23 protein-coding genes are annotated in these 26,973 nt (G+C 68.7%); 14 read left to right on the top strand and 9 right to left on the bottom strand.

The genetic code is table 11. The annotated features are described in order from the left end of the window. Positions 1–27 precede the first annotated feature (27 nt). Positions 28–1,503 (bottom strand): ASKHA domain-containing protein, encoded by a 1,476-nt coding sequence (locus QHF84_RS35150; RefSeq protein WP_281317891.1) that lies wholly within the window; start codon positions 1,501–1,503, stop codon positions 28–30. Positions 1,504–1,726: 223 nt separating this feature from the next. On the opposite strand from QHF84_RS35150, the gene rpmI reads away from it, so the two are divergent. From rpmI to pheS, 3 genes are read left to right on the top strand one after another with little or no spacing between them, the layout of a single operon-like run. Then, complete coding sequence (rpmI, locus tag QHF84_RS35155; RefSeq protein WP_153819534.1) at positions 1,727–1,924, top strand: 50S ribosomal protein L35; 198 nt, start codon at positions 1,727–1,729, stop codon at positions 1,922–1,924. Positions 1,925–1,948: 24 nt separating this feature from the next. Beyond that, positions 1,949–2,302, top strand: coding sequence for a 50S ribosomal protein L20 (gene rplT / locus QHF84_RS35160; protein WP_272418474.1), 354 nt, complete (start codon positions 1,949–1,951; stop codon positions 2,300–2,302). A gap of 52 nt (positions 2,303–2,354) precedes the next feature. Then, positions 2,355–3,389, top strand: coding sequence for a phenylalanine--tRNA ligase subunit alpha (gene pheS, locus QHF84_RS35165; RefSeq protein ID WP_348652909.1), 1,035 nt, complete (start codon positions 2,355–2,357; stop codon positions 3,387–3,389). Here pheS and QHF84_RS35170 read toward each other — a convergent pair. Further along, positions 3,380–4,294 carry an ATP-binding cassette domain-containing protein gene (locus tag QHF84_RS35170; RefSeq protein ID WP_281317893.1) on the bottom strand — a complete coding sequence of 305 codons (915 nt, stop codon included), beginning with the start codon at positions 4,292–4,294 and terminating at the stop codon, positions 3,380–3,382. The two genes, pheS and QHF84_RS35170, sit on opposite strands and share 10 nt — an antisense overlap. Before the next feature lie 147 nt (positions 4,295–4,441). Between QHF84_RS35170 and QHF84_RS35175 the strand changes: the two genes are divergently transcribed. Both QHF84_RS35175 and QHF84_RS35180 read left to right on the top strand, forming a co-directional pair. Continuing rightward, a complete protein-coding gene (locus QHF84_RS35175) occupies positions 4,442–5,128 on the top strand; it encodes a hypothetical protein (protein ID WP_281317894.1) in 687 nt (228 codons plus the stop codon). Positions 5,129–5,583: 455 nt separating this feature from the next. Continuing rightward, the gene (locus tag QHF84_RS35180) at positions 5,584–7,314 is read left to right on the top strand and encodes a sigma-70 family RNA polymerase sigma factor (protein WP_281317895.1); all 1,731 of its coding nucleotides are present in this window, start codon (positions 5,584–5,586) and stop codon (positions 7,312–7,314) included. Between the two features lie 152 nt (positions 7,315–7,466). On the opposite strand, the gene dacB is transcribed toward QHF84_RS35180, so the two are convergent. Next, a complete protein-coding gene (gene dacB, locus QHF84_RS35185; RefSeq protein ID WP_281317896.1) occupies positions 7,467–8,984 on the bottom strand; it encodes a D-alanyl-D-alanine carboxypeptidase/D-alanyl-D-alanine-endopeptidase in 1,518 nt (505 codons plus the stop codon). A 134-nt stretch (positions 8,985–9,118) separates the two neighbouring features. On the opposite strand from dacB, the gene QHF84_RS35190 reads away from it, so the two are divergent. Both QHF84_RS35190 and QHF84_RS35195 read left to right on the top strand, forming a co-directional pair. Continuing rightward, a complete protein-coding gene (locus QHF84_RS35190) occupies positions 9,119–9,652 on the top strand; it encodes a hypothetical protein (RefSeq protein ID WP_281317897.1) in 534 nt (177 codons plus the stop codon). Positions 9,653–9,660: 8 nt separating this feature from the next. After that, the gene (locus QHF84_RS35195) at positions 9,661–10,155 is read left to right on the top strand and encodes a hypothetical protein (protein WP_281317898.1); all 495 of its coding nucleotides are present in this window, start codon (positions 9,661–9,663) and stop codon (positions 10,153–10,155) included. Here QHF84_RS35195 and QHF84_RS35200 read toward each other — a convergent pair. Then, a complete protein-coding gene (locus tag QHF84_RS35200; protein WP_281317899.1) occupies positions 10,152–11,054 on the bottom strand; it encodes a fumarylacetoacetate hydrolase family protein in 903 nt (300 codons plus the stop codon). The genes QHF84_RS35195 and QHF84_RS35200 overlap by 4 nt on opposite strands. Before the next feature lie 312 nt (positions 11,055–11,366). Here QHF84_RS35200 and QHF84_RS35205 point away from each other — a divergent pair, with 312 nt between their 5' ends. Beyond that, positions 11,367–13,058 (top strand): CTP synthase, encoded by a 1,692-nt coding sequence (locus QHF84_RS35205; RefSeq protein WP_281317900.1) that lies wholly within the window; start codon positions 11,367–11,369, stop codon positions 13,056–13,058. On the opposite strand, the gene QHF84_RS35210 is transcribed toward QHF84_RS35205, so the two are convergent. Further along, a complete protein-coding gene (locus QHF84_RS35210) occupies positions 13,051–14,016 on the bottom strand; it encodes an acyl-CoA desaturase (protein WP_281317901.1) in 966 nt (321 codons plus the stop codon). The two genes, QHF84_RS35205 and QHF84_RS35210, sit on opposite strands and share 8 nt — an antisense overlap. A 166-nt stretch (positions 14,017–14,182) precedes the next feature. Here QHF84_RS35210 and QHF84_RS35215 point away from each other — a divergent pair, with 166 nt between their 5' ends. Next, the gene (locus QHF84_RS35215; RefSeq protein WP_281317902.1) at positions 14,183–14,812 is read left to right on the top strand and encodes a CBS domain-containing protein; all 630 of its coding nucleotides are present in this window, start codon (positions 14,183–14,185) and stop codon (positions 14,810–14,812) included. Positions 14,813–14,818: 6 nt separating this feature from the next. On the opposite strand, the gene QHF84_RS35220 is transcribed toward QHF84_RS35215, so the two are convergent. Further along, the gene (locus QHF84_RS35220) at positions 14,819–15,745 is read right to left on the bottom strand and encodes a diacylglycerol kinase family protein (protein WP_281317903.1); all 927 of its coding nucleotides are present in this window, start codon (positions 15,743–15,745) and stop codon (positions 14,819–14,821) included. Positions 15,746–15,935: 190 nt separating this feature from the next. On the opposite strand from QHF84_RS35220, the gene QHF84_RS35225 reads away from it, so the two are divergent. After that, on the top strand, positions 15,936–17,267 hold the full coding sequence (locus QHF84_RS35225; protein WP_281317904.1) for a hypothetical protein: 1,332 nt from the start codon (positions 15,936–15,938) through the stop codon (positions 17,265–17,267). Between the two features lie 12 nt (positions 17,268–17,279). On the opposite strand, the gene QHF84_RS35230 is transcribed toward QHF84_RS35225, so the two are convergent. The 3 genes from QHF84_RS35230 to QHF84_RS35240 form a co-directional block, all read right to left on the bottom strand. Beyond that, positions 17,280–19,370 carry a DUF6029 family protein gene (locus QHF84_RS35230; RefSeq protein WP_281317905.1) on the bottom strand — a complete coding sequence of 697 codons (2,091 nt, stop codon included), beginning with the start codon at positions 19,368–19,370 and terminating at the stop codon, positions 17,280–17,282. A gap of 34 nt (positions 19,371–19,404) precedes the next feature. After that, positions 19,405–19,932, bottom strand: a complete 528-nt coding sequence (locus QHF84_RS35235; protein WP_281317906.1) for a TlpA disulfide reductase family protein — start codon at positions 19,930–19,932, stop codon at positions 19,405–19,407. Between the two features lie 91 nt (positions 19,933–20,023). Next, on the bottom strand, positions 20,024–20,641 hold the full coding sequence (locus tag QHF84_RS35240) for a TlpA disulfide reductase family protein (protein ID WP_281317907.1): 618 nt from the start codon (positions 20,639–20,641) through the stop codon (positions 20,024–20,026). 280 nt (positions 20,642–20,921) lie between these two features. On the opposite strand from QHF84_RS35240, the gene QHF84_RS35245 reads away from it, so the two are divergent. From QHF84_RS35245 to QHF84_RS35260, 4 genes are all read left to right on the top strand, one after another. Then, positions 20,922–22,247, top strand: coding sequence for a hypothetical protein (locus tag QHF84_RS35245; protein ID WP_281317908.1), 1,326 nt, complete (start codon positions 20,922–20,924; stop codon positions 22,245–22,247). Positions 22,248–22,402: 155 nt separating this feature from the next. Beyond that, complete coding sequence (locus QHF84_RS35250; protein WP_281317909.1) at positions 22,403–23,647, top strand: hypothetical protein; 1,245 nt, start codon at positions 22,403–22,405, stop codon at positions 23,645–23,647. 176 nt (positions 23,648–23,823) lie between these two features. Continuing rightward, the gene (locus QHF84_RS35255) at positions 23,824–24,933 is read left to right on the top strand and encodes an Mrp/NBP35 family ATP-binding protein (RefSeq protein WP_281317910.1); all 1,110 of its coding nucleotides are present in this window, start codon (positions 23,824–23,826) and stop codon (positions 24,931–24,933) included. A 148-nt stretch (positions 24,934–25,081) separates the two neighbouring features. Beyond that, positions 25,082–26,962 (top strand): S1 RNA-binding domain-containing protein, encoded by a 1,881-nt coding sequence (locus QHF84_RS35260; protein WP_281317911.1) that lies wholly within the window; start codon positions 25,082–25,084, stop codon positions 26,960–26,962. Positions 26,963–26,973: the final 11 nt, after the last annotated feature.

Here is a 26,973-nt window from a genome sequence, read left to right on the forward strand (position 1 = left end):
ACCGTCGATGGATGCGCGAAAGGTCGCTCAGAAATCGAGGCTCGCCACGAAGACATCCTGGAAATCGTCACGGGTCGCGAGCTCGACGTGCCGGACCCGCGACCGGACATCCGCGAGCCTCGCCCGGGCCGCCTCGGGATCCCGCGCGAACACCGTCGCGCCTTCGAGCGACGCGTTGCCCACCGCGACGACCGCCGACGGATCCACCTCGGGCAGCATCCCGAGACGGATCGCCACGTCGTGCCGGAGGTGCGTCCCGAACGCGCCCGCCACCGAAACACGCGCGAGGTCCTTGTCTCGGATCCCAGCCGTCGTGCAGAGCAGCTTCGTCGCCGCCCGCAGCGCGCCCTTCGCGAGCTGCAGCTCGCGGATGTCCATCTGCAGGAGATCCACGCCCCGCGCGAGCGTGATCCGATCCGCGCCCGACGCGATCGCGCCGTCCTTCGCCACGAGCCCCGCGCGCACGAGCTCGCCCAGCACTTCGAGCAGCCCCGTCCCGCAGATCCCTTTTGCTTTCACCGTCCCGATCGTCGTCGGGCGGATGGCCCCATCGTCGCGCACCTCGACCCGCACGATCGCGCCCGGCTCCGCGCGCATCCCGACCGAGATGTTTCCTCCTTCGAACGCCGGCCCCGCGGGCGTCGACGCCGCGTAGAGCGAGCCCTCGTGCGCGAGCACGATCTCCGTGTTCGTCCCGATGTCGATCAGCATGCGCGGAGGCCCCGATCGATCGAGCTCGGTCGCCAGCACGGCCGCGGCCGTGTCACCGCCGACGAACGATCCGAGCAGCGGGAACGTCGTCAGTGTCTCCCCGGACAAACCCACGTCCGCGGCCGGCCCGGTCCGCTCGTCGAAGAACGGCGGCGTGTACGGCGCTTCGGCCAGGCTCGTCACGTCTTCGCCCCAGAGCAGCGTCGTCATCGCGCTGTTCGCGGCCACGACCCACCGTCGGATCGCGCCGTCTTCCGGAAAAATCCGCCCGCGCGCTGCGCCTTCGAGCAGCCGCAACGTCTCGCGCGCGTCCTCCGTCAGCTCCTCGCGCGCCTGCTTTCCTTGCAGCGCGTGCGTCAGCCGCGTCATCACGTCGTGGCCGCGACGCACCTGCCGGTTCAGCACGCTCGCCTCGCCGAGCACCTCGCCCGTCTTCGGATCGATCGTCCGGAGTTGCACGCTCGTCGATCCGAGATCCACGGCTGCATCCACGATCTTCGGCAGCTCGCCGGTCGCGAGCCTCGTCACGCTCGGCGCCGCGCGCAGATCGAACCGGCTCTGCACCTCCACCGTGATGGGCGTGCGCGGCCGGATCCGGCACGAGAGCCTGAGGCCTTCGCGGAGCATCCCCTCGCTGAGGACGGCCCGGTCCTCCTCGGTCGGCGGCGCGCTGCCGGCGAGCACGCGGACGATGCATTTCCCGCACGAACCGCGACCGCCGCAGGGCGCGTTGATCGCGATTCCGCGCGAATGCGCGATTTCCAGGAGCGAATGTCCAGCATGGAAGCTCACCGTGGTACGGACGGGGGGTCCATCGCTGGACGGCTCTTCGAAGGTGGCGCGGACGAGCATGGATGGGGAGGCTAGCTCTTGGGGCTCCTCGCGGCCTTGACAACCCCCGCACCCGTCCGCCATAAAGCTCGCCCCGCCGCATCTACCTTGGTTTCGAACGGCGCTCCGACGGTCGGAGCGAGGCCAGGCAGAGCGCACCCCTCACGGGAGCGAGAAGGCATCCATGCCCAAGATGAAGACGAACCGGGCCGCCGCGAAGCGCTTTCGCGTCACTGGCTCGGGCAAGATCCGCCGGAGCAAGGGCGGCTTGAACCACTGCATGCAGGAGAAGAGCAAGAAGCGCCTGCGCCGTCTCCGCAAGAACGACACCGTCGACACGGCGATGGAGGGGCGTGTGAAGCTCCTCCTGCCCTACCGCTGATCCCGAGCAAGAGAGGAGCGCCCAATGCCGAGAGTCAAGCGTGGGTTCAAAGCCCGTCGTCGTCGTAACCGCGTCCTGAACCTGACCGAGGGGTATTTCCTTGGCAGGAAGAACCGCTACCGCCAAGCCGTCGAAGTCCTGCGCCACGCGTGGGAGTACGGCTACATCAGCCGCAAGCTGAAGAAGCGGGATTTCCGGCGCCTCTGGATCGTCCGCATCAACGCCGCTGCCCGCACGAACGGCACGACGTACTCCCGCCTCATGAGCTCGCTCAAGAAGGCGAACGTCACGCTCGATCGGAAGATCCTGTCGGAGCTCGCCATCCACGATCCGGCGTCGTTCGGCGCGGTCGTGAAGCTCGCGGGCGGAAGCCGCTAGGCCGGGAGATCGGGGCGTGAGCGCCGCGGATCCCGCTCAGGCGATCAAGGCCATCGACGAGGGCCTGGCTGCGCTCGGCACGCGCTACCGCGACGCGTTCGCGGCCGCGACGAGCGAGCAGGCCCTCCGCCTCGAACACGCCCGCGTTCTCGGCAAAAAGGGCGAGCTCACGGCCGTCCTCGCGCTGATGCGCCACGTCCCCGCCGACCAGAAAGCCACGGTCGGCAGCCGCGTGAACACCTTCAAGGAAGAGGTCGAGGCCGCGTTCGAAGCGCGGCTTCAGGCGATCGCGCGCGCCGCCCGCGAGGCGGAGCTGCGCGGACTGCCCCACGACCTCAGCTTGCCGGGCCGCCTCGAGCTCGGCCGCGGCCATTTCCATCCCATCGCGCAGGTTCGGGACGAGCTGCTCGCGATCTTCCGCGACCTCGGCTTCGTCGCCGAATCGGGCCCCGAAATCGAGCTCGAAGAGAACAACTTCACGAAGCTCGCGTTCCCGCCCGATCACCCCGCGACGGACATGCAGGACAGCTTCTGGCTCGGCCCGGGCCTGCTCCTGCGCACACACACGACCACGGTCCAGCCGCGCGAGTTCTTGCTCCGCAAGCCGCCGCTCGCCGTGGTGATGGCGGGCGCCGTGTACCGCCGCGACGACGACGTCACGCACTCGCCGATGTTCCATCAGATCGACGGTTTCCTCGTCGACGAGAAGGTGAGCTTCGCGGAGCTCAAGGGCGTCATCACGGCCTTCATCGAGCGCCTCTACGGCCCGGGCCTGCCGGTGCGGTTCCGGCCGAGCTACTTCCCGTTCGTCGAGCCCGGCGCCGAGGTCGACTGCGGCTGCGTCTTCTGCCGCAAGCCCGACGGCACCTACGCCGGATGCCGCGTCTGCAAGCACACGGGGTGGCTCGAAGTGCTCGGCTGCGGGATGATCCATCCCGACGTCTTCCGTCACTGCGGCCTCGATCCCGAGCGGTACAGCGGCTTCGCCTTCGGCGTCGGCCTCGATCGCCTGGCGATGCTCCGTTACGACATCCCGAACATCCGCCTGAACTTCGAGAGCGATCCGCGCTTCTTGTCTCAGTTCTGAGCTGCGAGCGTCGTGGCCGTCACGGCCGCCGATCCCTCGAACGAGATCACCTCATCCGCGATCGCGAGCGGCCCCGGCCGATGCGTCACGATCAAGATCGTCCGCGTGCCCCGCTGCGCCGCCAGCGCGGAAAGCACGCGCGCCTCGGCCTCGGCATCGAGCCCTGACGTCGGCTCGTCCAGGAGCAGCACCGGCTGATGGCTTGCGACCGCGCGCGCGATCGCCACGAGTTGCCTCTCCCCGCCCGAAAGCTCGTGCCCTCCAGCCGCGATCCTCGCCCCGCCACGCGCCTCGGCGAGCCCGAGCCCTCCGACCTCCGCGAGCGCCCGCCGGACCTCCGCGTCCTTCGCGTCCTTCGCGCCGAGCCCCACGTTTTCCTCGATCGTCCCCGACACGATCGCCGCCTCTTGCGGCACCCATGCGAACGGCCGTTCGTCCGGACCGACCCCTGCGCGCGTCAGCTCCTCGCCGTCGTATCGAAGAACCCCTTCCGTCGCGGGCACGAGCCCGAGCAGCCCTCGGAGCAGCGTCGTCTTTCCGCTCCCGGTCGGCCCCACGATCGCCACGATCCGCCCCGGCTCGGCCGTGAACTGCACGGCCCGCCCGCTCACGCCGCCCACGTCGAAACGCAACCCCTCGACCGACAACCGCGCCAGCCGGAACCGACTGCGCGTGCCTTGCACACTCGCCGCCTCGGCCGCTTCGAGCGCCGCCTCAGCGCCTCCGACCTGCACGCTCGCTTCGAGCGCCTCGAGCGACGCGGCCCCTCGCTCGATCGCCGTCCGCGCATCCCCGAGATCGCGCAGCGGCCGATACGTCATAAAAAACACCGCGGCGAATGCGACGAGCAACCCATCCCCGAGCGAAGGCTGTGATCGCTCGATCCACACCACGAGTGCCAGCAATGCGGCCGCGGCGAGTACCTCGTTCGCGCCGGAGATCGCGCCCCTCGTCGCTTCGGCCCGCGCGGCGGCGCGACCGGCCTCGTCTCCCGCCTTTCCGAGCGCCGCATGAACCCTCCGCGCGGCTCCGTACGTTCGCCATAGATCCAGATGCCGTACGAGCTCGTCTACAGCGGAATGCAGGCCTTCTGCGAGCCGCGCCGACCGCGCGTGATGCACGCGGACGAACCGCCGCGCGAAGGCCAGGATCAACGCGAACGGCGCGAGCAGCAGGATTGCGGCGATCGCGAGACGCGAGGACAGGCAGAGAAGCGCCACAGCGAGCGGAACGAGGTGTGCAATCGCACGAGCTGCCGCGAGCACACCTTCGTCGACGCCTCGTTCAACGTCGCGGATACGCACGGTGATCGCGGCCAAGGAGGTGGCGGCCGCGCTCGGCGGTTGCCCTTGCAGCACGATCGCGGCGGTGATCGTACGCCGAATTGCGTTTCCGACCTGAAAGACAGCCCGCTTCTGACCGTAGATGGAGAAGGTGCTGGCTGCAGTCTTTACAAGGGACGCCCCGAGACCGATAGAAGCCAGAAAAATCGGATGATGCAGGGCGTCGCGGGGGTCGACAAGGGCGCTGAAGGAAGCAAGTTGCCTACCCATCAGCGCCTGCCCGAGAAGGCCAGCGCACGAAGCCAAGATTCCATGGGCTATCGCCTGCACCAGGGTAGCCCCAGAAAACATCCAACAGTTTCGCCGATCCCGGCGGAGCTCGTGAACGACACGCAAGACGAATGTCCGACTGGACGTGTTCTCAGTCGGCATCATCGACTACAACGGAGCGCGTAAGCATGGGAGCACACCGCCATCGAGGCAGCCTGTCGCCCACCGCCTCGCATGACGGGGAGCCAGGCTCCCTGCGTGCCGCGTCGGAGGATGCTCCTAGCATGCCGACCGGCGATAGGCCCGACCCGGGAGCGGGAAATTCGGGAACATACACCGATGACGGCATGAAATTTGCAGAATTCGTCGAGAAGACGAGCGATCCAGTCTCCAGCATTGCATCCGTGAACGGCGGCCCGAGCCAGCCGATTTCTTCTCGGAGAGGATCCACCGGAATCAAACCGCACAATCCCCCGTTCAGCCCCCCATCGGGCAGCGGGAACAAGGGCCTTGCCATGGCGAGCTTCGAAACCCCGACGAGCCCGGACCGATCCCTCCTTGACCCAGCCGAGAGCTTCCACTCTCGAAAGGGTGATTCCGAAGAAGTGAACGAAAAACCCTCCACCGCAACGAAGAGCAAGATGAGCACGTCGACCGCCCGCCGCCCCGATGCCAACCGCCCCTCCACCAAGGCCGCGATGACGGGCTCCACGACGCGCACCGCCTCGGCCCCCAAGCCCGCGCGTGGGAGCGCGCCCGGTCGTCGCGGTGCCGCCCCCGTCGCGAGCGCGCGCCCGGTTCGTCGCAGCGGAACGATCGAGCGCCGGCCGAAGGGCCAGGAGCCCGAGCAAACGCAGGCGCCGGTCGACGACGAGGCGCTCCTCGACGACGCGCGTGGCAAGACGCCGAACCCGCCGCTCGCCAAGGAGCCGCTCGCCGCGTCCGACATCGACATCGGCATGCTGGATGACGAAGGCGCGGCCGCGGAAGAGGCCGCCGCCATCCGCCCGCGGCCCGAGATGCACGATCCGGAGCCGACGACGGCCGAGTTCATCGACCTCGAGTTCACGCCGCTCAGCCGGCCGGATTCTCCCCGGACCAACGCCGACCGCGAGCTCAAGGACATCGAGGAGGGCGGCGGTGACTCCATGCTCGCGCGGTATTTCCGCGACATGGCGCTGCACCCGGTCATGGGCCCCGAGGAGGAGCTCGAGACCGCGCGTGCCGTCGAGCGCACGGAGGTCGATCACTGGGTCGCGTTGCTCTCGTACCTGCCCGCGGCCGAGTTCGTGCTCGACGCGCTCGCCGAGGACGTGGCGAAGGCCGGCGAGGACGAGGTGAAGGCGCCGCAGATCGAAGAGCTGCAGAAGCTCGTGAAGATCGCGAAGAAGCAGAAGTACAAGCTCGCGCCCGAGCACGAGAAGGCGTGGGCCCAGCTCACGACCGAGCTCGCCAACGTGATCCGCCTGCCGGACTCCGACCGCCTCTGGATGTCGCGCGCGAGCAGCATCGCGCGTGATCTCGTGCGCGAGCCGGACTTCGAGGAGGACACGATCGCCGACACGGAGGAAGGCGCGCCGATCCGGCCGCCGCGTCCGACGCTGCCGATGTCGCCGTCGTACAAGCGTTACCTCGATCGGGTCGAGAAGACGTTCCAGGCCCAGCACGACGCGAAGAACCGGTTCGTCAAGGCGAACCTCCGTCTCGTCGTGTCGATCGCGCGCCGCTACAACCGCGGTCGGCTCCCGCTGATCGACCTCATTCAGGAGGGCAACATCGGCCTCATGAAGGCGGTCGAGCGCTTCGATCACAACCGCGGCTACCGCTTCTCGACGTACGCGTCGTGGTGGATCCGGCACGCGATCAGCCGCGCCCTCGCCGACAAGGGCCGCGCGGTCCGCATCCCGGTGCACATGCTCGACACGTACAACCGCGTCGCCCGCGCGACCCAGGCGATCATCGCGCGCACGGGTCACGAGCCGACGATCGAGGAGCTCGAGAAGGAGACCGGCGTTCCGCGCGAGAAGCTCGACAAGGTGAAGGACTTCTACGCGGAGACCCCGTTCTCCCTCGATCGCCCGGTCGGCGACGAGGACGGGCGCAAGTTCATCGACTTCCTCCAGGAGGAGAACGCGCTCTCGCCGTTCGATCACCTGGCGAACCGCAAGTGGAGCGACGAGGTCCGTCGGCTGCTCACGACGCTGACGCCGATCGAGTCGCGCATCATCCGCTGGCGCTTCGGCCTCGACGACGAGGACGAGCTCACGCTCAAGGAGATCGGTGACAAGTACAACCTGTCGCGCGAGCGCATCCGCCAGCTCCAGGAGCAGGCGCTCGTGAAGATCCGCAAGCAGATGCGCGACTACTACTGAGGTTCGGCGGGGCACAACCCCGCAGACTTCACCCCACCCTGGGCCACGCGGAAAAACACTCCGCGTGGCCTTCGGCTTTCAGGGGGGTATGACATTCTTGTCATACACGCACGGGCACGGCGTGCGCGATCTGAGCAAGGCATGCTCTCGAGCTAACGGTCCTTCCAGAGGGCGCGCGCGGCCGCCTCGACGACCTTGTCGATCGAGCCGCGGGCCTGGCCGACCTTGTCGGGAATGCCGTTCACGTAGATGGAGAACGCGAGCGGCGCGCGGCCCGGAGGACCGAGCACGTAACCGGAGAGCGCGGCGACGGCGTTCAAGGTGCCGGTCTTGGCGCGGACGATGCCGCGATCGCCGAGGTTCTTGAAGCGCCCGCGCAGCGTGCCGTCGACGCCGCCGACGGCGAGGTGCGCGAGGAACTCGGGGCCCATGGTCACGTCGCGATACGCGGCGCGGAGGAGCGAGGTGGTGCCGAGGGGCGTGATGCGGTTCGCGTCGAAGAGGCCCGAGCCGTTTTTCACGACCATCCCCTCCTCGAATGCGCCGATGTCCTTGAGGTAGCCGGTGATGACCTCGGCCGCGCCTTCCGCGGTGCCGGGGCGAGCCTTCTTCTCGGCGCCGACGGCCTTGAAGATCATCTCGGCGTAGAAGTTGTCGCTGTCCTTTCCGAGGAGCGCGAGGAGCTCGCCGAGCGGGCGGGATCGATGCGACGCGAGCAGGCGCTTCTCCTTGGCGCCGCCGAGCTTCACGGGCCCCTCGACCTCGATGCCCGCCGATGCGAGGACCGCGCGCAGCGCATAGCCCGGCACGAGGCGTGGATCGTCGAGGCGCCGCCGAACACGCACGACACGCGCGTTCTCGGGCAGGTGTCCGCCCACGCGCGCGACGAGACGATCACCCTTCGGCGTGAGCTCGAGCGTGATCTTCTCCGGATCGCCTTTCTTCGTCGTCCGCACCGTGCCCACGACGTCGACGAAGCCGAGCGGATCGACGCGCACCTGCGCATCTTTGCCCTTCTCCGCCGCGCGCACCGAGAGCGTCACCGTGTTCTCGTCGAGCGCGACCGCGGAGACAGGCGCGCGGAACGGCGCCCACTCGTTCGGCTGCTCCTCGAACGCCGGCGGCACGAAGCGCTCGTCGAAGTAACTCTGGTCGACGGCGATCGCGCCGACGCGACGCACGCCTGCGGTCACGAGCTCACGCACCATCGGCCAGAGGTTCCCGGCGTCGAGCGACGGATCGCCCTGCCCGCGCAGGACGAGCTCCGGCACGCGATCGCCGTCGAGCTTGCCGTAGAGCCCCGTCACGAAGCGATGCCCCGGCCCGAGCAGGCGCAGCGCGGCGGCGGCCGTGACGAGCTTCGCGTTCGAGGCCGGGTTGAAGGCCGCGTGCCCCTCACGCGCGGCGACAGTCTCCCCCGTTCCCACGTCGACGAGCGCGACGCCGACGGATCCGCCCCAGCCCTTCACGTCCGCCGCGAGCTTCTCGATCGCTTGCAGGATCGGCCCTGCCTCGATCGACGCGCGGGGGCGCGCGGGTGCCTCGGCGCTCGGCCGATCCGCAGGCGCCGGGGTCGCGGTGGGCGTCGGGACCTCCGAGCGCGCCGAGGCGGTGAAGGCGAGGAGCGCGAGGCCGGCAAGCGTGGGGCGGAGACGGCTGCCTTGGTGCATGGGAGGTTCCTACAACGTCCGGGTCGGGAGCGCGCATCCGACGAGGGCAGAGGTGGGCTTTCATTGTGCGGAGAGCGCGAGACCTTGCTAGGGTCGAGTCAAACTCGATCCTCTCTTTGGGACCGGAGAAGACCGTGGCTCTTCGCACCTCGACCTCGCACATCACCCTGGGGCTCTCGATCTCCATCCTGCTCGTGGCCTGCGGCGGCGCTCAGCCGAAGCAGGCCGGCGACGACTCCACCTGGGAAAAGCCGCCGGCAAAGACGACCGACGAGAGCAGCGCGAAGAGCGAGGCGCCGGCCGGTGACACCGGCGAGGACACGAAGTGGACCGGCGCGGCCGAGCCGGCGAAGCTCAACGAGGATCAGATCAAGCAGATGGAGATCGCGCTGAAGCGTGGCCAGACGAAGGCCGCGAACTGCGCGACCGTCGTCGAGAACGGCCCGACGGGCGAAGGCCCGGTGTCGGTCACGTTCGACGGCAAGATCGGCAAGATCACCGACGTCGAGGTCGGCGCGCCGTTCGCGGGCACGCCGGTCGAGCAGTGCATCAAGCGCTCGTTCATCGGCGAGTACTGCCTGCCGTTCGAGGGGGATCCGAAGGTCGTGCAGTACAAGGTGAACCTGCCCGCGAAGGCCGCCGCGGCGACGCCGCCGAAGAAGAAGTGAAGAGCGGAATGAAGCGCGCCTCGATCCTCGTCACGCTCGCGCTCTTGCTCGGCTCTTCGCAGAGCTTCGCGGAGGAGACCGAAGAAGCTCCGGCGCCGCGGTATCCGCCGTCGTCGGTGCGGCCGAAGCTCATCGGCGGCGGGCTCGCGATCACGGCGATCGCCTACGGCGTCGGCTTCGTGGCCGCGACGAGCTGGCCGGATGCGCCGGGCGCGGAGTCGCTCAAGATCCCGGTCGTGGGTCCGTGGATGGCGATCGCCGAGAACAAGTGTGGTGATCCCACGGCGACCGACTGTTCGGGATCGATCTGGATACGCGGGCTTTTGACGGGCCTCGGCGGCCTCGCGCAGCTCGGCGGGCTCGGCCTCGTCGCCGAGGCGATCATCATGAAGACCGAGGCGGTCGCGCCGAAACCCGCGGAGGCGGAGCAGAGCGCGTTCATCATGCCGGTGCCGATCGTGGCGCCGAACATGACCGGGCTCGGGCTCGTCGGCAGGTTCTAGCTCTTCACGCGGCGATACGGCGGCGGCTCGGGTCCGAGCACAGGCCGCGCAGCGATCTTTCCGAGACGATCGACGGCGACCTCGAGCGTCGCGCCGAACGCGAGGCCGAGACGTCGCGCAGCATCGCTGCCGCCTTCGATCGGTGGAGCACCAACGATGTCGCCCGGCAGCAGCGTGACGTGGCGGCTGACGAAGGCGAGCGACTCCGCGAAGGAGAGCGCAGGCGCGGCGGGTCGCGCGAGCTCTTCGATCACGCTGCCCACGCGCAGGCGTACGCGCGCTTCGTCGAGCGAGCCGGCTTCGTCTTTCGTGACCAGCACGGGACCGAGCGTCGCGGCGAAGTCACGCGCGCGAAGTCGTCCGCTCGTTCGTTCGTGCTCACGCGCGACCCAGCCGAGGAGGATCGTGAAGCCGAGGATGGCGCGCTCGGCTTCTTCGATCGTCGCGGCGCGGAGCTCGTCGCCGAGCAGCACCGCGATCGAGATCTCGACGTCGGGCCGCGGCTCGTTCGGCGGGAAGGGGACGGATTCTTGGTGCCCCAACAATCCACGCGGGTTGCCGAGGTGGTAACGAGGTTCTTCGCCGTCGGGCGTATCGACGAGCTGCACGAGGAGCGCGCGTTCCGGCAGGCACGGCGGGAGCCAGAGCAGCTCGTCGGGCCAGAGCCTCGCCTCGGTGGGACGCTCGCCCGCGCAGAGGCCATCGTCCAGGACGTCGAGGCCTGCACCACCGACGGAGAAGACGCGCGCGAAAAAATCTTCGGCGGTGGACGAACCCTCGTCGAGCAGCGGCCCTTCGCGCCTTCGCTCGAGCTCGGCGACGTCGTAGACGCAGCCGTCTCGCTCGAGCGCGATCCGCGGCACCGGTGACGGCGGAAGGAGGACACGGGCAAGACGCATCGGCAGGGCGCCTCGGCACCAGGATCGACCACGTTAGCATCCCTCGCCGGGTGCGTCGCGGCTTTCAGGCTGGAAAACGGCTGTTTTTTCTTCAGCGGCTCGCGCGTTGACGCGCCACCCTGGACGCCTAGACTGCGCCCTGGTTGTCGCTTGGGGCGTCACTTCCATCGAGCGGAGTGATGCATCCCAAACCCCCGGACGTGCTCAGGCAGCGAGTTTGCCCCAAACGGGCAGAGCTACCCGACAGTCCGGACAAACCAACCGAGCGCGGCTCGGGAGTGATGCGCCCACGCGGGGCCGGAGCGGCGGTTCATGAGCAAGCGGACCAAATTCGTCTTCGTCACGGGTGGGGTGGTTTCCTCGATCGGCAAGGGCCTCGGCGCGGCGTCCATCGGCGCGCTGATGGAGGCGCGCGGGCTGCGCGTCACCCACATCAAGCTCGATCCGTACATCAACGTCGATCCCGGGACGATGTCGCCGTACCAGCACGGCGAGGTCTTCGTGACCGACGACGGCGCGGAGACCGACCTCGACCTCGGCCATTACGAGCGCTTCACGCTCGCGCGCATGACGCGCCAGAACAACTTCACGACCGGACGCGTCTACGAGTCGGTCATCTCGAAGGAGCGGCGCGGCGAGTACCTCGGCGCCACCGTGCAGGTGATTCCGCACGTGACCGACGAGATCAAGCACCGCGTCCGCGCGGCCGCCGAGGGCGTGGACATCGCGATCGTCGAGATCGGCGGCACGGTCGGCGACATCGAGTCCTTGCCGTTCCTCGAGGCGATCCGTCAGCTCAAGGTCGAGTGCGGAAGCCAGAACGCGGTCAGCGTGCACGTGACGCTCGTGCCCTTCATCGCGACCGCGGGCGAGCTCAAGACGAAGCCCACGCAGCACGCCGTGAAGGAGATGCGCGAGATCGGCATCCAGCCGGACATCCTGCTCTGCCGCTGCGATCGGCCGCTCTCGCGCGGGATGAAGGAGAAGATCTCGCTCTTCTCGAACGTCGAGGTCGACTGCGTGATCGCGGCGGTCGACGTCGGGTGTATCTACGAGCTGCCCATCGTGCTGCACGCCGAGGGCATCGACGAGAAGATCGCCGAGAAGCTCAACATCTGGGCGCGTCAGCCGGACCTCTCGCAGTGGCACTGGGTGGTCGAGCGCTTCAAGCGGCCCACGCGCGGCACGGTGAAGATCGGCGTCGTCGGCAAGTACGTGCACCTGCGTGACGCGTACAAGTCGCTGCACGAGGCGCTCGTGCACGGCGGGCTGCACAACGACGTGCGCGTCGACCTCGAGTACATCGACTCGGAGCAGATCGAGCAGAAGGGCGCGGCGGAGCTGCTCGGCGCGCTCGACGCGATCCTCGTGCCCGGCGGCTTCGGCGATCGCGGCACCGAGGGGAAGATCGAGGCGATCCGCTACGCGCGCGAGCAGAAGGTGCCGTTCTTCGGCATCTGCCTCGGCATGCAGCTCGCCGTGGTCGAGTTCGCGCGGCACGTCTGCGGTCTGCACGGGGCGAACTCGGCCGAGTTCGATCGCAACGCGTCGCATCCGGTCATCGACCTGATGCCCGATCAGAAGGGCGTGCTCGACAAGGGCGGCACGATGCGCCTCGGCGCGTATCCGTGCGTGCTCGAGCGTGGCTCGCTCGCGGCCGAGGCGTACGGCGCGACGTCGATCAGCGAGCGCCACCGTCATCGGTACGAGGTGTCGAACAAGTACCGCGACTCGCTCTCGCAGGGCGGGCTCGTGCTCTCGGGGACGTCACCCGATCAGCGCCTCGTGGAGATGGTCGAGCTCCGGGATCACCCCTACTTCCTGGGCTGCCAGTTCCACCCGGAGTTCAAGAGCCGCCCGCAGGCGGCGCACCCGCTCTTCTCGCGCTTCGTGCGCGCTGCCGTCGAGCGTCAGCGCGAGCAACGCAAGCCGCGGACGGAGAGCGTCGGCGGGGCGCAGAGCACGCTGCCCGGCCCCGCCAAGACCTCGTCCACCGTCAACTGACGCGCGTCGCCGTACGAGCGAGCGAGGGCGCGACGTCGTCCTCGCTCGACGTCTGCTTGCCGAGGAGGAGCGGCGCACGCTCGCCCACCTCCGCGATGAGGTCCTTGCGAAGGATGCGCTCGGGCGGACGCCGCAGATCCCACACGATGCCGAGCTTCTCGAGTGCGCGCAGCACGTAGAAGCTGATGTCGATCTCCCACCAGAAGAAGCCCTGATTCGCGCTCGACATGTAGTGGTGGTGGTTGTTGTGCCAGCCCTCGCCGAGCGTGAGGAGCGCGAGCAGCGCGTTGTTGCGGCTCGTGTCTTTCGTCGCGTAGCGGCGTGATCCCCAGACGTGCGCGAGCGAGTTGATCGTGAACGTCGCGTGCATGAGCACGACCGTCGAGACGACGTAGCCCCACAAGAAGCCGTCGAAGCCGAAGGGGATCGTGACCGCGGCGATGAGCGCAGCCGAGCCGATCACGTGGTAGCGATCGAGCCAGCGGAGCTCGGGGTAACCGGCGAGATCGGGGACGAGATCGATCCGCGTCTCCTGGTGCTCTTTGCCCATCCACCAGCCGAGGTGCGCGTACCAGAAGCCACGACGCAGGGGGCTGTGCACGTCGCGCTCGGTGTCGGAGTGCTTGTGGTGAACGCGGTGCGCCGCGGCCCACCAGAGCGGCCCCTTCTGCACGGCCGTGGTGCCGAGGAAGGCGAGCACGAGCTGGAAGAGGCGGCTCGTCTTGAAGCTGCGGTGCGAGAAGTAGCGGTGGTACGCGGCCGTGATCGCGAACATGCGCACGAAGTAGGTCGCGGCGGCGAGCGCGACGAGGCGCCACGTCGGGCCACGCACGAGCGCGATGACGAGGCCCACGTGCATCGCGACGAGCGCGGCGACGTGGAACAGCTCGGACAGCGACCACTTCGATGATGCGACGACCGTGATGGAAGGCTTTGAATCCGGAACGTCCGTTTGCACGAGGCCGACTGTCACACGCGCTCTTCAGCCGTCCCCCTGCGTCCCGTCACGATTCGGTCATGCGAGAGCGTGGCTCGCCGGATGCACGCGTGACGCGTGGTGCAACGCGTCGCGCGTCATCGTTTGGCGCGGTGCGCACGACGCGCGCGGGAGCAAGGAGGATCGCGTGAAGGTGCGAGAGATCATGAGCGCGCCCGTCAGCACGCTCGAGCTCGGCGACAACATCCTGTTCGCGGAGGAGCTCATGACCGTCGAGCGCGTACGTCACCTGCCCGTGCTGGATGGCGACGTGCTCGTGGGCCTGCTGTCGCACCGCGACCTCCTGGCCGCCACGGGCCGCGTCCTCGACAAGCTGCCGGCGGACGACATGGCCGAGGCGAAGCGCAAGACGTGCGTGCGCCACGTGATGCGTGGGTCGGTCGATACGATCGGGCCTGAGGACGATGCGGCGGACGCAGCCGACATCATGCTCACGCAAAAGATCGGCTGCTTGCCCGTGGTGGACGAAGGCCACCGGCTGCTCGGCATCGTGACCGATTCGGACTTCGTGACGATGGCGCGTGACGCGCTGCGCGCAGGAAAGATCACGCAGGCCGCGAAGCTGCCAGTGGTGCGCGCGCCCGCGACGACGAGGCCGAGGCCGAAGGTCGCAGCGTCGGCGACGTCCGCGCGAGGGGTGAAGACGATCGCTTCGAAGAAGGGGACGGCGACGAAGATCGTTCCGAAGATCTCGACGAAGGCGCGCGTGCGAAAAGGCGCTGCGACGAGGAAGGCGCCGACGCGGCGAAGCGCGTGACGATGCTCAAAGCGTGACGACGTCGATGGGCGGGCCCGCGGAGACCGTAACCTCCGAGGCGCGCAGCACGTCGCCGTCGAGCACGTAGGGACCTTCGGGGGAAAAACGCACGACGAACGAACGCGCGAGGTCGTCGAAGGAGCCCGCGCCGCCGATGGACTTGCCGAGTAGGACGAGCGGCGCGCGCGGGCCGAGCGAGCGTGGAGGCAGAGGGCTCGCGACGAGGTGCGGGCGATGGAGGTCCTCGCCCGCGCGGTAGTTCACGCGCATGCCGATGCCGAGGTCACGCACGACCGAAGCGCACACGAGCGACCAGCGATCGGAGGCGAGGCGACGGCCGTCGACCTCGATCGTGCACGGCATGGGCGTGAGCACTTGCTGTGCATACGGACCGTCGACGAACGACTCGACGAAGATCCGGCCGGCGATCCGAGCCGCGCCGCCGTAGCCGCGCGCGCCGTCCGCGTAGTAGAGGTCGAAGAACCGCGCGACGAGGCCGGTGCCGAAGATGAAGCCGATGCGCTCGTTCGCCGCGCCCTCGCGCACCCGCAGCGTGGCCCTGCGGCGCGATGCGAGCGTGCGAGCCGCGAAGATCCGCGCGAGCAGCCGCGTGGGATCCCCCTGCATGCCGAAGTTCCGCGCGACAGTGGCGACCGTGCCGCCGGGCAGGAGCGCGAGGCGCGGGAGCGAGGCCTCGCCGAAGGCACGCGCGAGCGCCGTGACACCGGCCATGAAGCTGCCGTCGCCGCCGGAGAGGATCACGAGGTCCGTGCCGCGTGCGGCGATCCGCGCGCAGACGGCGTCGAGCTCGTCGACGCGGGAGGTGGGGTGAACCTCGGCGACGCCCGCCGAGACGCGCCTCACCTCGTCGAGGAGCGAGGGCCTTCGTCGGTAGAGGCGCGCCGTGATGTTGGCGATGACGTCGAAACGCATGAAAAAAAGGTCCGCAGCAACGCCGGGGCCTGTAGGGGAGCGGACGCGATGGGCGTGATCGGGAGGCCAAAGAGCCGCCCGAGCCGCGCAGGGTGACGCACCGGAGGCCCGGGGGAAAGGGCCGAACGCGCGCGGACACGGAAGGCTTTGCGAGACGGGTCGAGGTCAGGTAGCTCGAAAGGAACGCCCGATGATCGCTCGTCGCACGAAATTCCCGCGCGCCCTTGGAAGTCTCCTCGTCCTCGCTCTCACCGCAGGCTGCGGCGGAGGCCCCGCGCTGCGCGCCGCAGAGCAAGGGGATCTCGGCGGGGCGCGGCGCGCGCTCGCGAGCGGCTCCGCGCAGCAGGCCGTCGACGAGGCCGAGGCGCGTCGCATCGCGCGCGTGGTGCTCGAACAAGAGGTGAAGGCCGCGAAGGGGGACGCGGGCGTGAGCAAGCTGAAGGAGCTGCCGTCGTGCGCCGAAGGGCTCGACGAGGTGCTCGAAGCGCGCGCCGCAGGCAGCGACGAGGTCGCGGCGATCGCAGCGCTCATCCGCTTCGATGCGCGCCTCTGGGATCGAGACGATCTCGCGGAGGCGGCGCGCTCGGCACGCGCGTCGAAGGACGCGTCGACCGCGTGGCGCGCGGTGGAGGCGCGTGGGCTCGTCGCGTACGCGGACGGCCCGCAGCGGAGGAGCTTGTTCTCCGACGGAGATCAAGCCGTGCGCCTGGCCGCGCTCAAGGCCTCGTTCGACGCGTTCGATCCGAACGACACCGAGGCGCTGCTCGAAGCGGCGCGGCTCGATCCGCATCCGCCCGCGCGTCTGCAGGCGATCGACGCAGTCGGCAACCTCGGCGGCGAGCGCGTCGTGCTCGCGCTAAAGGATCTCTTCGTGAAGGCCGACGAAGACGAGCGGGTCGCGATCGTCGGCGCGTGGTCCTCGGCGCGCGCGATCGACGCGGGCGGGCGCGCGCAGCTCGTGCGCGTGTCGCAGGTCGAACGAGGTTTGCCGCAGATCGCGGCGGCGGGCGTGCTCGTCCGTCAGCCGGGGCCGGGCGTGGAGGACGCCGCGGGCGTGCTCGCGCGGGCGATCGAGACGGGCTCGACGCGCGAGCGGGTGTTCGCGATCCACGCGGCGACGCTCGACACGAAGGGCGTGCGCGAGGCGCTCGTGAAGGCGCGGAGCGACGCGGATGAGGACGTCGCGATCGCGGCGCTCGGCCGCGGCCTGGAGATGGCGCCTGCCGAAGGTGAAGGCGCCAAGCCCAAGGAGCGCGCGGAGATCACGCAGAAGCTCCTCGGCGTCGCCAAGGGCAAGGGCATGCGCGCGTTGCTCGCGAAGGCGGCGCTCGCGCGTGCGGGCGCGCGTGAGGTGCTCCCGCTCCTCACGGAGGACGCGCGCTCGACGAGCGAGCAAGCGCGCAAGGTCGCGGGCACGTCGCTCGTGGCGCTCGGCGAGCTCGGGCGCGCGGCGCTCCTCGCGGTCGACGCCGACCCGCGCGTTCGCACGGGCGTCGCGTGCGCGATGCTCCGCGCGAAGTAGCGGTTTGCCCGCCTAGAAGCGAGAAACGATCTCGAGCCGCGCGCCCTCGAAGGGCGGGAAGAGGCGGCAGACGCCGGAGACGCAGCGGATCGCGCCGCGCCGCTGCCCGACGAAGAGGTTCACGGTGTTCACGAGCCGCGAGGCCCACGTGTCCGTGCTCCCCGATCGATACGTGAGGCCGCCGCTCAGGTAGTGGCAGAGCACCACCTTGAACTCGTCCTCGCCGGCGAGCTCGGGCTGGCAGCCGGGCCGCGTCGAGTACTCGTAGCCGAAGACCGCCGAGAGGTGCGGCGACCAGTGGAGCGCCGTGTAGTTCTCGCCCTCGTTCCACACCCGACCGTGCGTCGCGGGCAGGTACCGGTTCCGGTGGAACCCTTGGAGCTGCAACGAAAACGGCCCCTTGATGTGCTTGACGAGGTCGTAGCGGATGTAGCCCTCGTAATAGAGGACGTCCGTCTCGCCCGGCGCCCGCGTCCCGAGCGTCGGCACGGCGCGCTCGGCGAGACGCATGCCGATCCAGGCGCGCGCGTGCGACTTGCCCTGCTCGCGGCTCATGTCGACGCCCACGGCCGTGTCCCACGTGTCCGTGCGGAACTGGTCGTCCATCGACTGGCAGAGGTCGTTCGTGGGCACCTCGGTCCAGCTCCGGTACCGGCCGAGCCAGCCGTAGACCGACGTGTGCTCGCTGTACTTGAAGTTCGCGGTCGCGCGGCCGCCGGTCATGCACACGTTCGGCGACTCGATCGGCTCGATGTAGATCGGCTCCGCGGTCGGCGGCGCGCTGTAGGCGACGACGCTGTACTCGGGCGCGCTGTAGCCCGGCGTGGTCACGTCGATGTTCGAGCCGAGCGGAAAAAACTTCCGATTATGTTTGGCCTCCAAGGAAAGCTGGAGCTTGCCGAGGCCGAAGTTCGCGTTCGCGTAGACCGCGTACCCCGACACGTCGGCCTGCCGCTCCGTGGCCATGCCTTGCGCGTCGATCGCGCCCACGTGGCCGTCCCGGAGCTGCTGCCCCGCGACCTCCACGTAGAGGTCGCCGATCCCCGCGATCGACGGCACGTTCACCGATCCGCTGAACGTGCGGATCTGGTTGTGCGAGCGCCCTCCGGGCAGGACCGTGAACTCGGGGAACTGCGCGTAGCAGCGATCCACGCACGTCGAGTCGCCCGTGGGGCAGGCGTTCTTGCACGCGAGGTTCTCCTCGGTGAAGGACTTGCGCATCAGCACCGACGCGTTCGCGGCGAACTGGACGGCGTCGATCCCGCCCTCGACGCGGCCGCCGAAGATCGTGTCCTCGAGGTAGCTCGGCCTCGGTTCGGCCACGATCGGCTGCCCGTTGATGGCGTAGGTCGTCGCGGGCTTCGCGTCCGGAAAGCCGAAAAACAAGGGCGAACCTGCGCCGTGCAGGCGCCGGCCGCTCACCTCGTCGAAGCGCAGCGGGTTCATCTGCCCCGCGAGCAAGGTCGCGCCGATCCGCGCGGGCCCGAGCTTCTTGTCGAAGACGACCTTGCCGCCGCGGATCGTCGTGTCGATCGCGAGCTCGTCGATCTTGCGCACGCTGAGCACGAGACCGCGGCCGAGCTGCGCGTAGAAATCGCCGATCGTGACGTCGAGGCCCGGCTGGTTGTATCCGACGTAGAGTTTGGCCGGGTAGATGCTGTTCAGAAACCGCGTGTTGAGCTCGTTGTAGAAGCGATTCGCGTAGTCGATCGTCTGCGGGACCTGGGCGTTCGGATCCGCCTGCTTCACCGCGTCGATCTGCTTCTGCGCGATCACCTGCGCTTCGGTCCGCGTCGTCGTCAGGTAGTAGAGCGCCGAGTCGAGCCGCACGCCCACGCGGAAGCGCCACCACGTGGCCTGCACGTTGAGGCGGTTGATCCACTCGCCGTAGTCGTCGTCGACGATCGGCCGCGGGTTGAACGCCCTTGGATCGTGGTTGCGGTTGTCCCAGCGGTAGTCGACGACCGTGGTGTTGGTGACGTCGAGACCGATCGGCTCACCAGCCGGCCCGGGCAGGTCGAGGGCGCTCGCCGCGGGCGCGATCGCGAGGCTTCCGAGGGTGACGGCCAGCGCGGCTGCGGCGCGACGCGAGGAGGAGCTCACGCGCGCCTTCTACCATGGCGCGCGCGCCGCCCGATCACTCCGCGAGGGCCTTCTCGACCTCAGCGGACAGGGTTTTCTCGTCACCCGCGGTGTATCCGCCGCGCTTGTGCACGATCGAACCATCCTTGCTGATGAGCACGGTGAAGGGCAGCTCGCGCTTCGGGTTGTAGCGTGCCGTCACCACGGTCTCCTCGTCGAGCAGCACCGGGAAGATCATGTCCTTCGAGCGCACCACGCTGCTCACTTGCGCGCGCGACTCCGGCCCGTCGGCGGAGACGGCGAGCACGACGAACCCGCGATCCTTGTGCTTTTTGTAAAGGTCGACGAGGTGCGGCATCTCGATCATGCAGGGGTCGCAGGTGGTCGACCAGAAGTCGATCAGCACCACGCTGTTCCCCTTGTAGTCCGAGAGCCGGACTTGCTTGCCGTCGAGCGACGGCAGCGTGAAGTCGGGCGCCGTCGCGCCGCCGCCGGCCTTCGCGGAAGGCATTTCGCCACCACACGAACTGAGGAGGAGGCCGGCGATCGCGGCGCCGAAGACGTGAGCTTTTCGCGCGTTCATCCGCGCATCATGCCGCAAACGGGGAAAGGGAGCACGCAGGCGGGCTTTGCCCGGCCGAGAGGGGGACGCGAGGCGTCCCCCTCGGGACTGACTAGAGCGTCCCCTTGATGACCTTCTCGAAGGTGTTCCAGTACGTCGCGGGAGGAGGACCCGCGTACGTGTGGACGATCTCCATCGTGCGCGTGTCGATGATGATGTTCGCCGGGAACGAATCGCTCTCCCAGAGCGCCGCGAGCTTGCCGCCCGGATCGGTCACGGCCGGGTAGTCGATGGCGAACTTCTTCACCCACTTCGACAGATCGTCGGGCGTCGCCGGCGAACCGGAGATTCCTTCCGCGAGCGCGAGGAGGAACTCGCCGCCCATCGGGTTGTACTTCGCGCGCAGGCCCGGGAGCACCTCGGCCGCCTCGTACTGGCAAGGGCCGCACCACGAAGCGGAGATGATGATCGCGAGCGCCTTCGGCTTCGGCGTGTCCTTGGGGAACACGGAGTTTTCCGGAAAAACTCCGTCACCCGTCGGATTGTAGAACTCGGCAAAGGAGATGAATCGCACGCCGTCGCCGATATTTTCCTTCGCGTTCGGAAAACCGATCAGCTCGTAATTCTGCGCTATCGAGCCCTTGCTGATGCCGTAAGGACCTGCGGGATACGGGAGAGACCACGATCCACGCGGGAGCTGCCCCGTTTGATCGGGGAACCCCGGTGTCACGTTGGCTTCGCCCTCGTCACCGCCGCAGCCGATCAAACCGAAAGCTGCCGTCAGACCGAGAACCAAGCACCGAAAGAGCACGTCGTTTCGCATGATGCCACCGCGCCTGGAATGAGGTAGGTCGGAATGGTCCTCGCGGGGGTGCGGCGCGTCAAGCGCCCTCCTTGGCAAAAGGCCTCGCCTGGACCCGATCCTTACCCAGGCAAGATGCGTGGAACACGGCACCGTCCCATGCATACCCACATCCACGGAGGGACGGCCCTCCGAGGTCGAGGTCACCATGCAGCATTCTCCCGTTCTCCGTCCGCGGCAGCCCGCGCGCCTTCGATTCGCCGCCGCCCTTTCGCTCCTCTCGCTCCTTTTCAGTGGCGCGCTCGGCGCCTGCTCCGAAGAAGAGGTGCCGTTCTGCTTCGGCGGCTTCGTCACCGCAGACGGTAAATGCGAGGGAAAGTGCACTCCCGACAAGTGCCTGCCCGGCAACACTTGCGTGGGGAACCGCTGCGTCCTCGAGTGCGCCGCGCACAGTGATTGCCTCGCGGATGGAACGCAGGACTGCGTTGCCGCGGTCGAGGACGATACGAACCGCGAACTTTTCGCCTGCCAGCCGAACGACAAGCCCTACGGCTTCGGCTTCAAATGCCCGTTCGGCGACGAGTGCAGCAAAACCCTCTCCTGCCCGGAGACGGGCACGCCTTGCTTCCTCGACCAGTGCGGCGGCGCGCCCGACACCTGCCAGCTCGACACCGACTTCTGTTACGGACGCGCGAACTGCCTCGTCGGGAAATGCCCCGACAAGACGCCGTGCACCGTGCTCACGTGCGCGCCGGGCGAGTGCAAGGCGCCGCTCTCGTGCCTCTCGGCGGCCGAGGGTGACGCCAATGCTTTCTGCACCAAGCAAGATTGCCAGAGCGACGCCGAGTGCCCCGGCGGCTTCTACTGCGGCACGACCCGCGAGGCGCGCGAGCTCTGCGGCAGCATGAATCCGACGAAGGGCAACAACGGCCTCTGCGGCGAGTCGTCCGACCCGTGCATCGAGCCGAGCTCGCTCGGGCAGGGCAACACGATGTTCGAGGGCCAGCTCTGTGTACTCCGGAAGACGTGCATCCAGCGCGACACGTGCGCCCCGTGCAACACTGATCTGGACTGCTCGCAGGTCCCGAACAGCCACTGCATCTCGCTCCCCAAGGACACGACGAAGCGCTGCGCCTCCGAGTGCGTGAAGGACTCCGACTGCGGCCGCTCCTACGAGTGCAAGCCCGTCGACGAGACCAAGCCCGAGGGTCCGAAGGCCTGCTTCCACCGCTTCGGCGCCTGCGTCGGCGAGGGCAACTACTGCGAGCCGTGCGTGACCGACGAGGACTGCGGCCCGCTCACCGGCCTCTCCGTCTGCTTCCAGGCCACCGACGGCAGCCGCGGCTGCGTCGATCTCGCCACCTCCGGCGGAGCCTGCATGTCGAACGACGACTGCCCGCTCGCGCCGAGCGGCAAGCACGCCGAGTGCGATCTCAACCCGGGCTCGCAGAACTACCAGAAGTGCCAGCTCTTCCCCTACACGCTCGCCAACCCGTCGAACCCGGATCAGGGCGGCGAGTCGAGCTGCTGGTAAGTCGCGCTGGTCTGTTTCCGTCTCGATCGATCGCTCCTTGCCGCGCAAACCTTTTCGCGGAGCGCGGCGCGTCTCTTTCGCACCTTCCCCTCCTGAGCCGGCATTTCCGCGAGGGCCCCGGCGATGGACGGGAGGGTGCTCACCTCGCACGTCGCATGGCGCAGAAGCTGCACGTGCGCTTCAACGTTCGTTACTCGCTTCTTCAACAAGGAGAGCTTCGCATGTCGCAGAAAAACAAGTGGATCCGCTTCGCCGCCGCGCCCGCCTTCGTGCTCGGAGTCGGCCTCACCGCAGGCCTCGGTTGCAGCGACGTCGCCGACATCGTCGAGGGGTGCGACGAGTTCAGGGCCGACGCGCAGTGGGGCGCGAACCTCGACGTCGACTTCCGCGTGAAGTCCTTCATGGGCGCCTCGGGCGCGTTCATCACGCTCGCCGATCAGATGATCGCCGACGTCACGGCGGCCTGCGAGGGCATCGCCAAGGCGACGAACCGCGACTCCGCGAAGTGGGATCGGATGGAGGGCTCGGCTCGCCTCGAGGCCGTGTGCAAGGAGGCCGAGGCCGGGTTCGACGAGGTGATCAAGGCGAACGCGAACGTGCAGCTCGTCGCGCTCGTCGAGGGCGGCAAGTGCGAGGCGAGCCTCGACGCGGCCGCCGAGTGCAACGCGCGCTGCGACGTGAGCGGCAAGTGCACGCCGGCGCAGCTCGAAGCCAAGTGCGAGCCCGGCAAGCTCGCGGGCTCGTGCACCGCCGAGTGCAGGGGCTCGTGTACGGCCGACGTCGGCGCCACGGTCGAGTGCAAGGGCTCGTGCAGCGCCGTCTGCAACGGCAAGTGCAACGGCACGTGCTCCACGGGCGACGCGAACAACTGCAACGGCCGCTGCGACGGCACGTGCGAGGGCACCTGCTCGGGCTCGTGCGAGCTCGAGGCCAACGCCGCCGTGCAGTGCGACGGCACCTGCCGCGGCGAGTGCTCCGTCGACTTCCAGGCCCCGCACTGCGAGGGCAAGATCACGCCGCCCGAGTGCGAGCTCGACGCCGACTGCCAGGCGAGCTGCAACGCCGAGATCCAGGCGGAGGCCTCGTGCACGCCGCCCAAGGTCACGATCGAGATCCAGGGCGGCGCGACCGCGGATCTCGAGGCGCTCGCCGCCGCGCTCGAGGAGCACCTGCCGAAGCTCATCGTGAACGGCGTCGAGCGTGGTCAGGCCGCGCTCGACGCGGGCCAGGTCCTCGTCGAGGTCGGCGGCAACCTGAAGGGCGCGCTCACGTCGAGCGGCAAGGCCCTCGTCTGCGCGACGACCGCGGCGAGCGCCGCGCTCAACGCGAGCGTCGAGGTGCAGGTCTCCGTCGAGGCCAGCGCCAGCATCGGCGGCAAGGCTGCCGGCTCCGTCAACTGAGCGCCTGATCGACGCGCCGCCCGGCCGCTCGTCGTGCCGGGCGGCGCGTTTTCTTTTTGTTTCGCCCCGGCCGTTTTTCTCGGCGGCAGCACGCTCGTGCGACGGTGGAACGGGTTGACGACACCCGTGGCTGGTCCTAACAGACCGGCTGCCCCGCGCCTGCCCCGAAGGAAATCATGGCAATCACGGTCGAATCCGCGAAATCTGCGCTCGGAAAGGTCGAGGACCCCGAGCTCTCTCGTCCCCTCGTCGACGTCGGCATGCTGGGCGACGTCAACGTCGAGGGTGACAACGTCACCGTCGGCGTCACGCTCACGACGCCGGCGTGCCCTTACAAGGCGCGGATCCAGGACGACGTGACGGCGGCGCTCAAGGCCGCCGGCGCCGCGAACGTCACGATTCATTGGAGCTCCAACGTTCCCGAGCGCAACATCATGGCCGACGACCCTTGCCCCGGTGTGAAGAACATCGTGCTCGTCATGAGCGGCAAGGGCGGCGTCGGAAAGAGCACGGTCGCCGCGAACCTGACGCTCGCGCTGAACCGCCTCGGTTGCCGCGTGGGCCTACTCGACGCCGACATGTACGGGCCCAGCGTGCCCACGATGCTCGGCGTGATGGGCCGACCGACCTCGGCCGACGGGCAGCACTTCCTGCCGCTCGAGCGCTTCGGCGTGAAGCTCATGTCGATCGGCTTCTTGCTCGAAGACGCGCGTCAAGCCGTCGTGTGGCGCGGGCCGATGATCCAGAACGCGCTGCTCCAGTTCATGAAGGACGTCGACTGGGGCACGCTCGACTACCTCATCCTCGACCTGCCCCCCGGCACGGGCGACATCGTGCTCACGATCTCGCAAAAGCTGCGCACCACGGGCGCGGTGGTCGTGACGACGCCGCAGGAAGTCGCGCTCCAGGACGTTTACAAATCGGTCTCGATGGCGCAGAAGGTGGGCATCCCCATCCTCGGCGTCGTCGAGAACGAGAGTTATTTCATCTGTGACGGTTGTTCCGCGCGTCACGAGCTCTTCGGCTCGGGCGGCGGTCAGAAGATCGCCGAGTTCGCGGGCGCTCCGCTGCTCGGTCAGATCCCGCTCGATCCTTCGGTGCGGGAGTGGGGCGACGCAGGCACGCCCGTCGTGCAGGCGGCGCCCGACAGCTCGGTCGGCCGGGCGTTCCTCGAGGTGGCGCAGCGGCTGGCGGCCAAGGTGAGCGTGCACGACCTCGGTCGCGGGGGCTCCCTCCGCATCGACCGAAGCGGCGGTCAGCAGCGGTTTTTACCCATCGTACGTTGAAAAAGCGTCTCGAAGTTCGAGCGCTGTGCGCGGAGACCTCGCGCCTGTGCGCGAGGTACGTTATGTTTTCCGTCCCCTTCCGAGCTACGCGTCTGCGCGAAGGTCGTCCCCCGACGACGCGCGCCGCGCTCGGGGCCCGAGATCCCGGATGAACACGGACAACAACACCACCGAGGCGGCAGAGGTCCAGAAGGACGCCGCGGCGCCCGAGGCGCAGCCGCAGAATCAAACGCCCGAGGCGAGCACCGAGGCCCAGGCCACCTCGCCCACCGCCGCTCCATCCCGCGAAGAGTGGGAGGAAGAGCAGCCGGGAGACGACATTGGCAACCGCTTGCCGGGTCCCGGCGGCCGTCCGCAAGCGACCCCTGCTGCGGCGAAGGCCGAAGGCCCGGGCGGCGACGCGAAGAAGCGCAAGCGCCGCAGGAAGCGCAAGGGTCCCCCGGGCGCGCAAGGCCCGGGAGCGGAGGGCGCGGCCGAAGGGGCCGAAGGCGCTGAAGGCGCCGAGGCGAGCGGCGAGGAAGCGGAAGGCGAGGACACGGAGGCCGGCGAGGCTTCCGAGGCCCAGGCCGGAGGCGAAGCGCCGCAAGGCAAGCGCAAGGATCGGCGCAAGGACAAACAGGCCGCAGCAGCGGCCGCGGCCCAGCGCGAGCGTCCTGCGTTCAGCGTGGGCGAAGAGGTCTTCGGCAAGGTCTGCAAGGTGACGGACCAGGCGATCTGGATCGACATCGCAGGCAAGGCGACGGGCCTTTTCGATCGGCAGGAGCTCGGCGACGAGGAAGTGCCGGCCGAGGGTGATCAGTTCATCGCGAGCGTGCAAAGCACGGGCGTTCGCGGCGGCATGCTGGTGCTCTGCAAGGGGCAGCCGAAGCCGCTCGACGAGCTGAAGAAGCAGCTCGAAGCCGCGTCGCAGAGCGGCGAGCCGGTCTTCGGCTTCGTGACCGGCGCGGTGAAGGGCGGCCTCGAGATCGATCTCGGGGGCCTGCGCGCGTTCGCTCCGGCATCACACGTCGACCTGCGCCACGGCGCGGATCTCTCGCACCTCGTCGGTCAGAAGCTCGACTTCGTGGTGGCGCAGTACGCGAAGAAGGGCCGCGACATCGTGGTCTCGCGCAAGCGCATGCTCGAAGAGGACGCGCGCCGCGTGCGCACCGAAGCGCTCAGCAAGGTGACGCCGGGCAGCGTGCACAAGGGCATCGTGCGCAAGGTCGTGGCGTGGGGCGTCTTCGTCGCGCTGCCCGAAGCGGGCAACGTCGAGGGCCTCATCCACATGACCGAGGCGAGCCACGATCGCAGCGCGCGCCTCAGCGACCTCTTCCGTCCCGGCGCGGAGATCGACGTCAAGATCATCCGCATCGACGACAAGGGCAAGCTGTGGCTCAGCCACAAGGCCACGACCGCGGATCCGTGGGACACGGTGAAGGAGAAGTACGCGGTCGGCACGAAGCACAAGGGCAAGATCGCGCGCCTGCAGCCGTTCGGCGCGTTCATCGAGCTTGAGCCCGGGATCGACGGCCTCTGCCACACGGCGGACATTTCGTTCAAGCAGGTCGAGCACCCGAGCGAGGTGGTGAAGGTCGGCGACGAGATCGACGTCGTGGTCGCGAGCTGCGATCCGGGCGCGCACAAGATCGGCCTGCACCCCGCGCTGCCGAGCGGCGACGAGGAAGAGCCGCGTCAGCGCGTGCAGCAGTACAAGGCCGTGAAGGTCGCCGTCGTGCAGGCCGTCGAGGGAGGCCTCTCGGTCCGCATCCTCGGCGTGACCGGTCGCGCGGCGCGTGGCTTCATCCCGGCGGGTCACACGGGTACGGCGCGCGGCACGGATCTCCGCAAGGAGTTCCCCGTGGGCACGAAGCTCGACGCGAAGGTGCTCGAGGTCGATCCGCGTCGCGGCGAGGCGAAGCTCTCGATCCGCGCCCTCAAGGAGGACGCCGAGAAGCAGGCCTACCAGTCGTACCGCGCGGGCGTCGCTCGCGAGGCGAAGTTCGGCACGTTCGCCGACCTCATGAAGAAGAGCCAGTCCAGCCATTAGTCGACGCTTGG

The sequence above is a fragment of the Polyangium sp. y55x31 genome, assembly GCF_029946505.1.
In the GTDB taxonomy this organism is placed as follows: domain Bacteria; phylum Myxococcota_A; class Polyangia; order Polyangiales; family Polyangiaceae; genus Polyangium.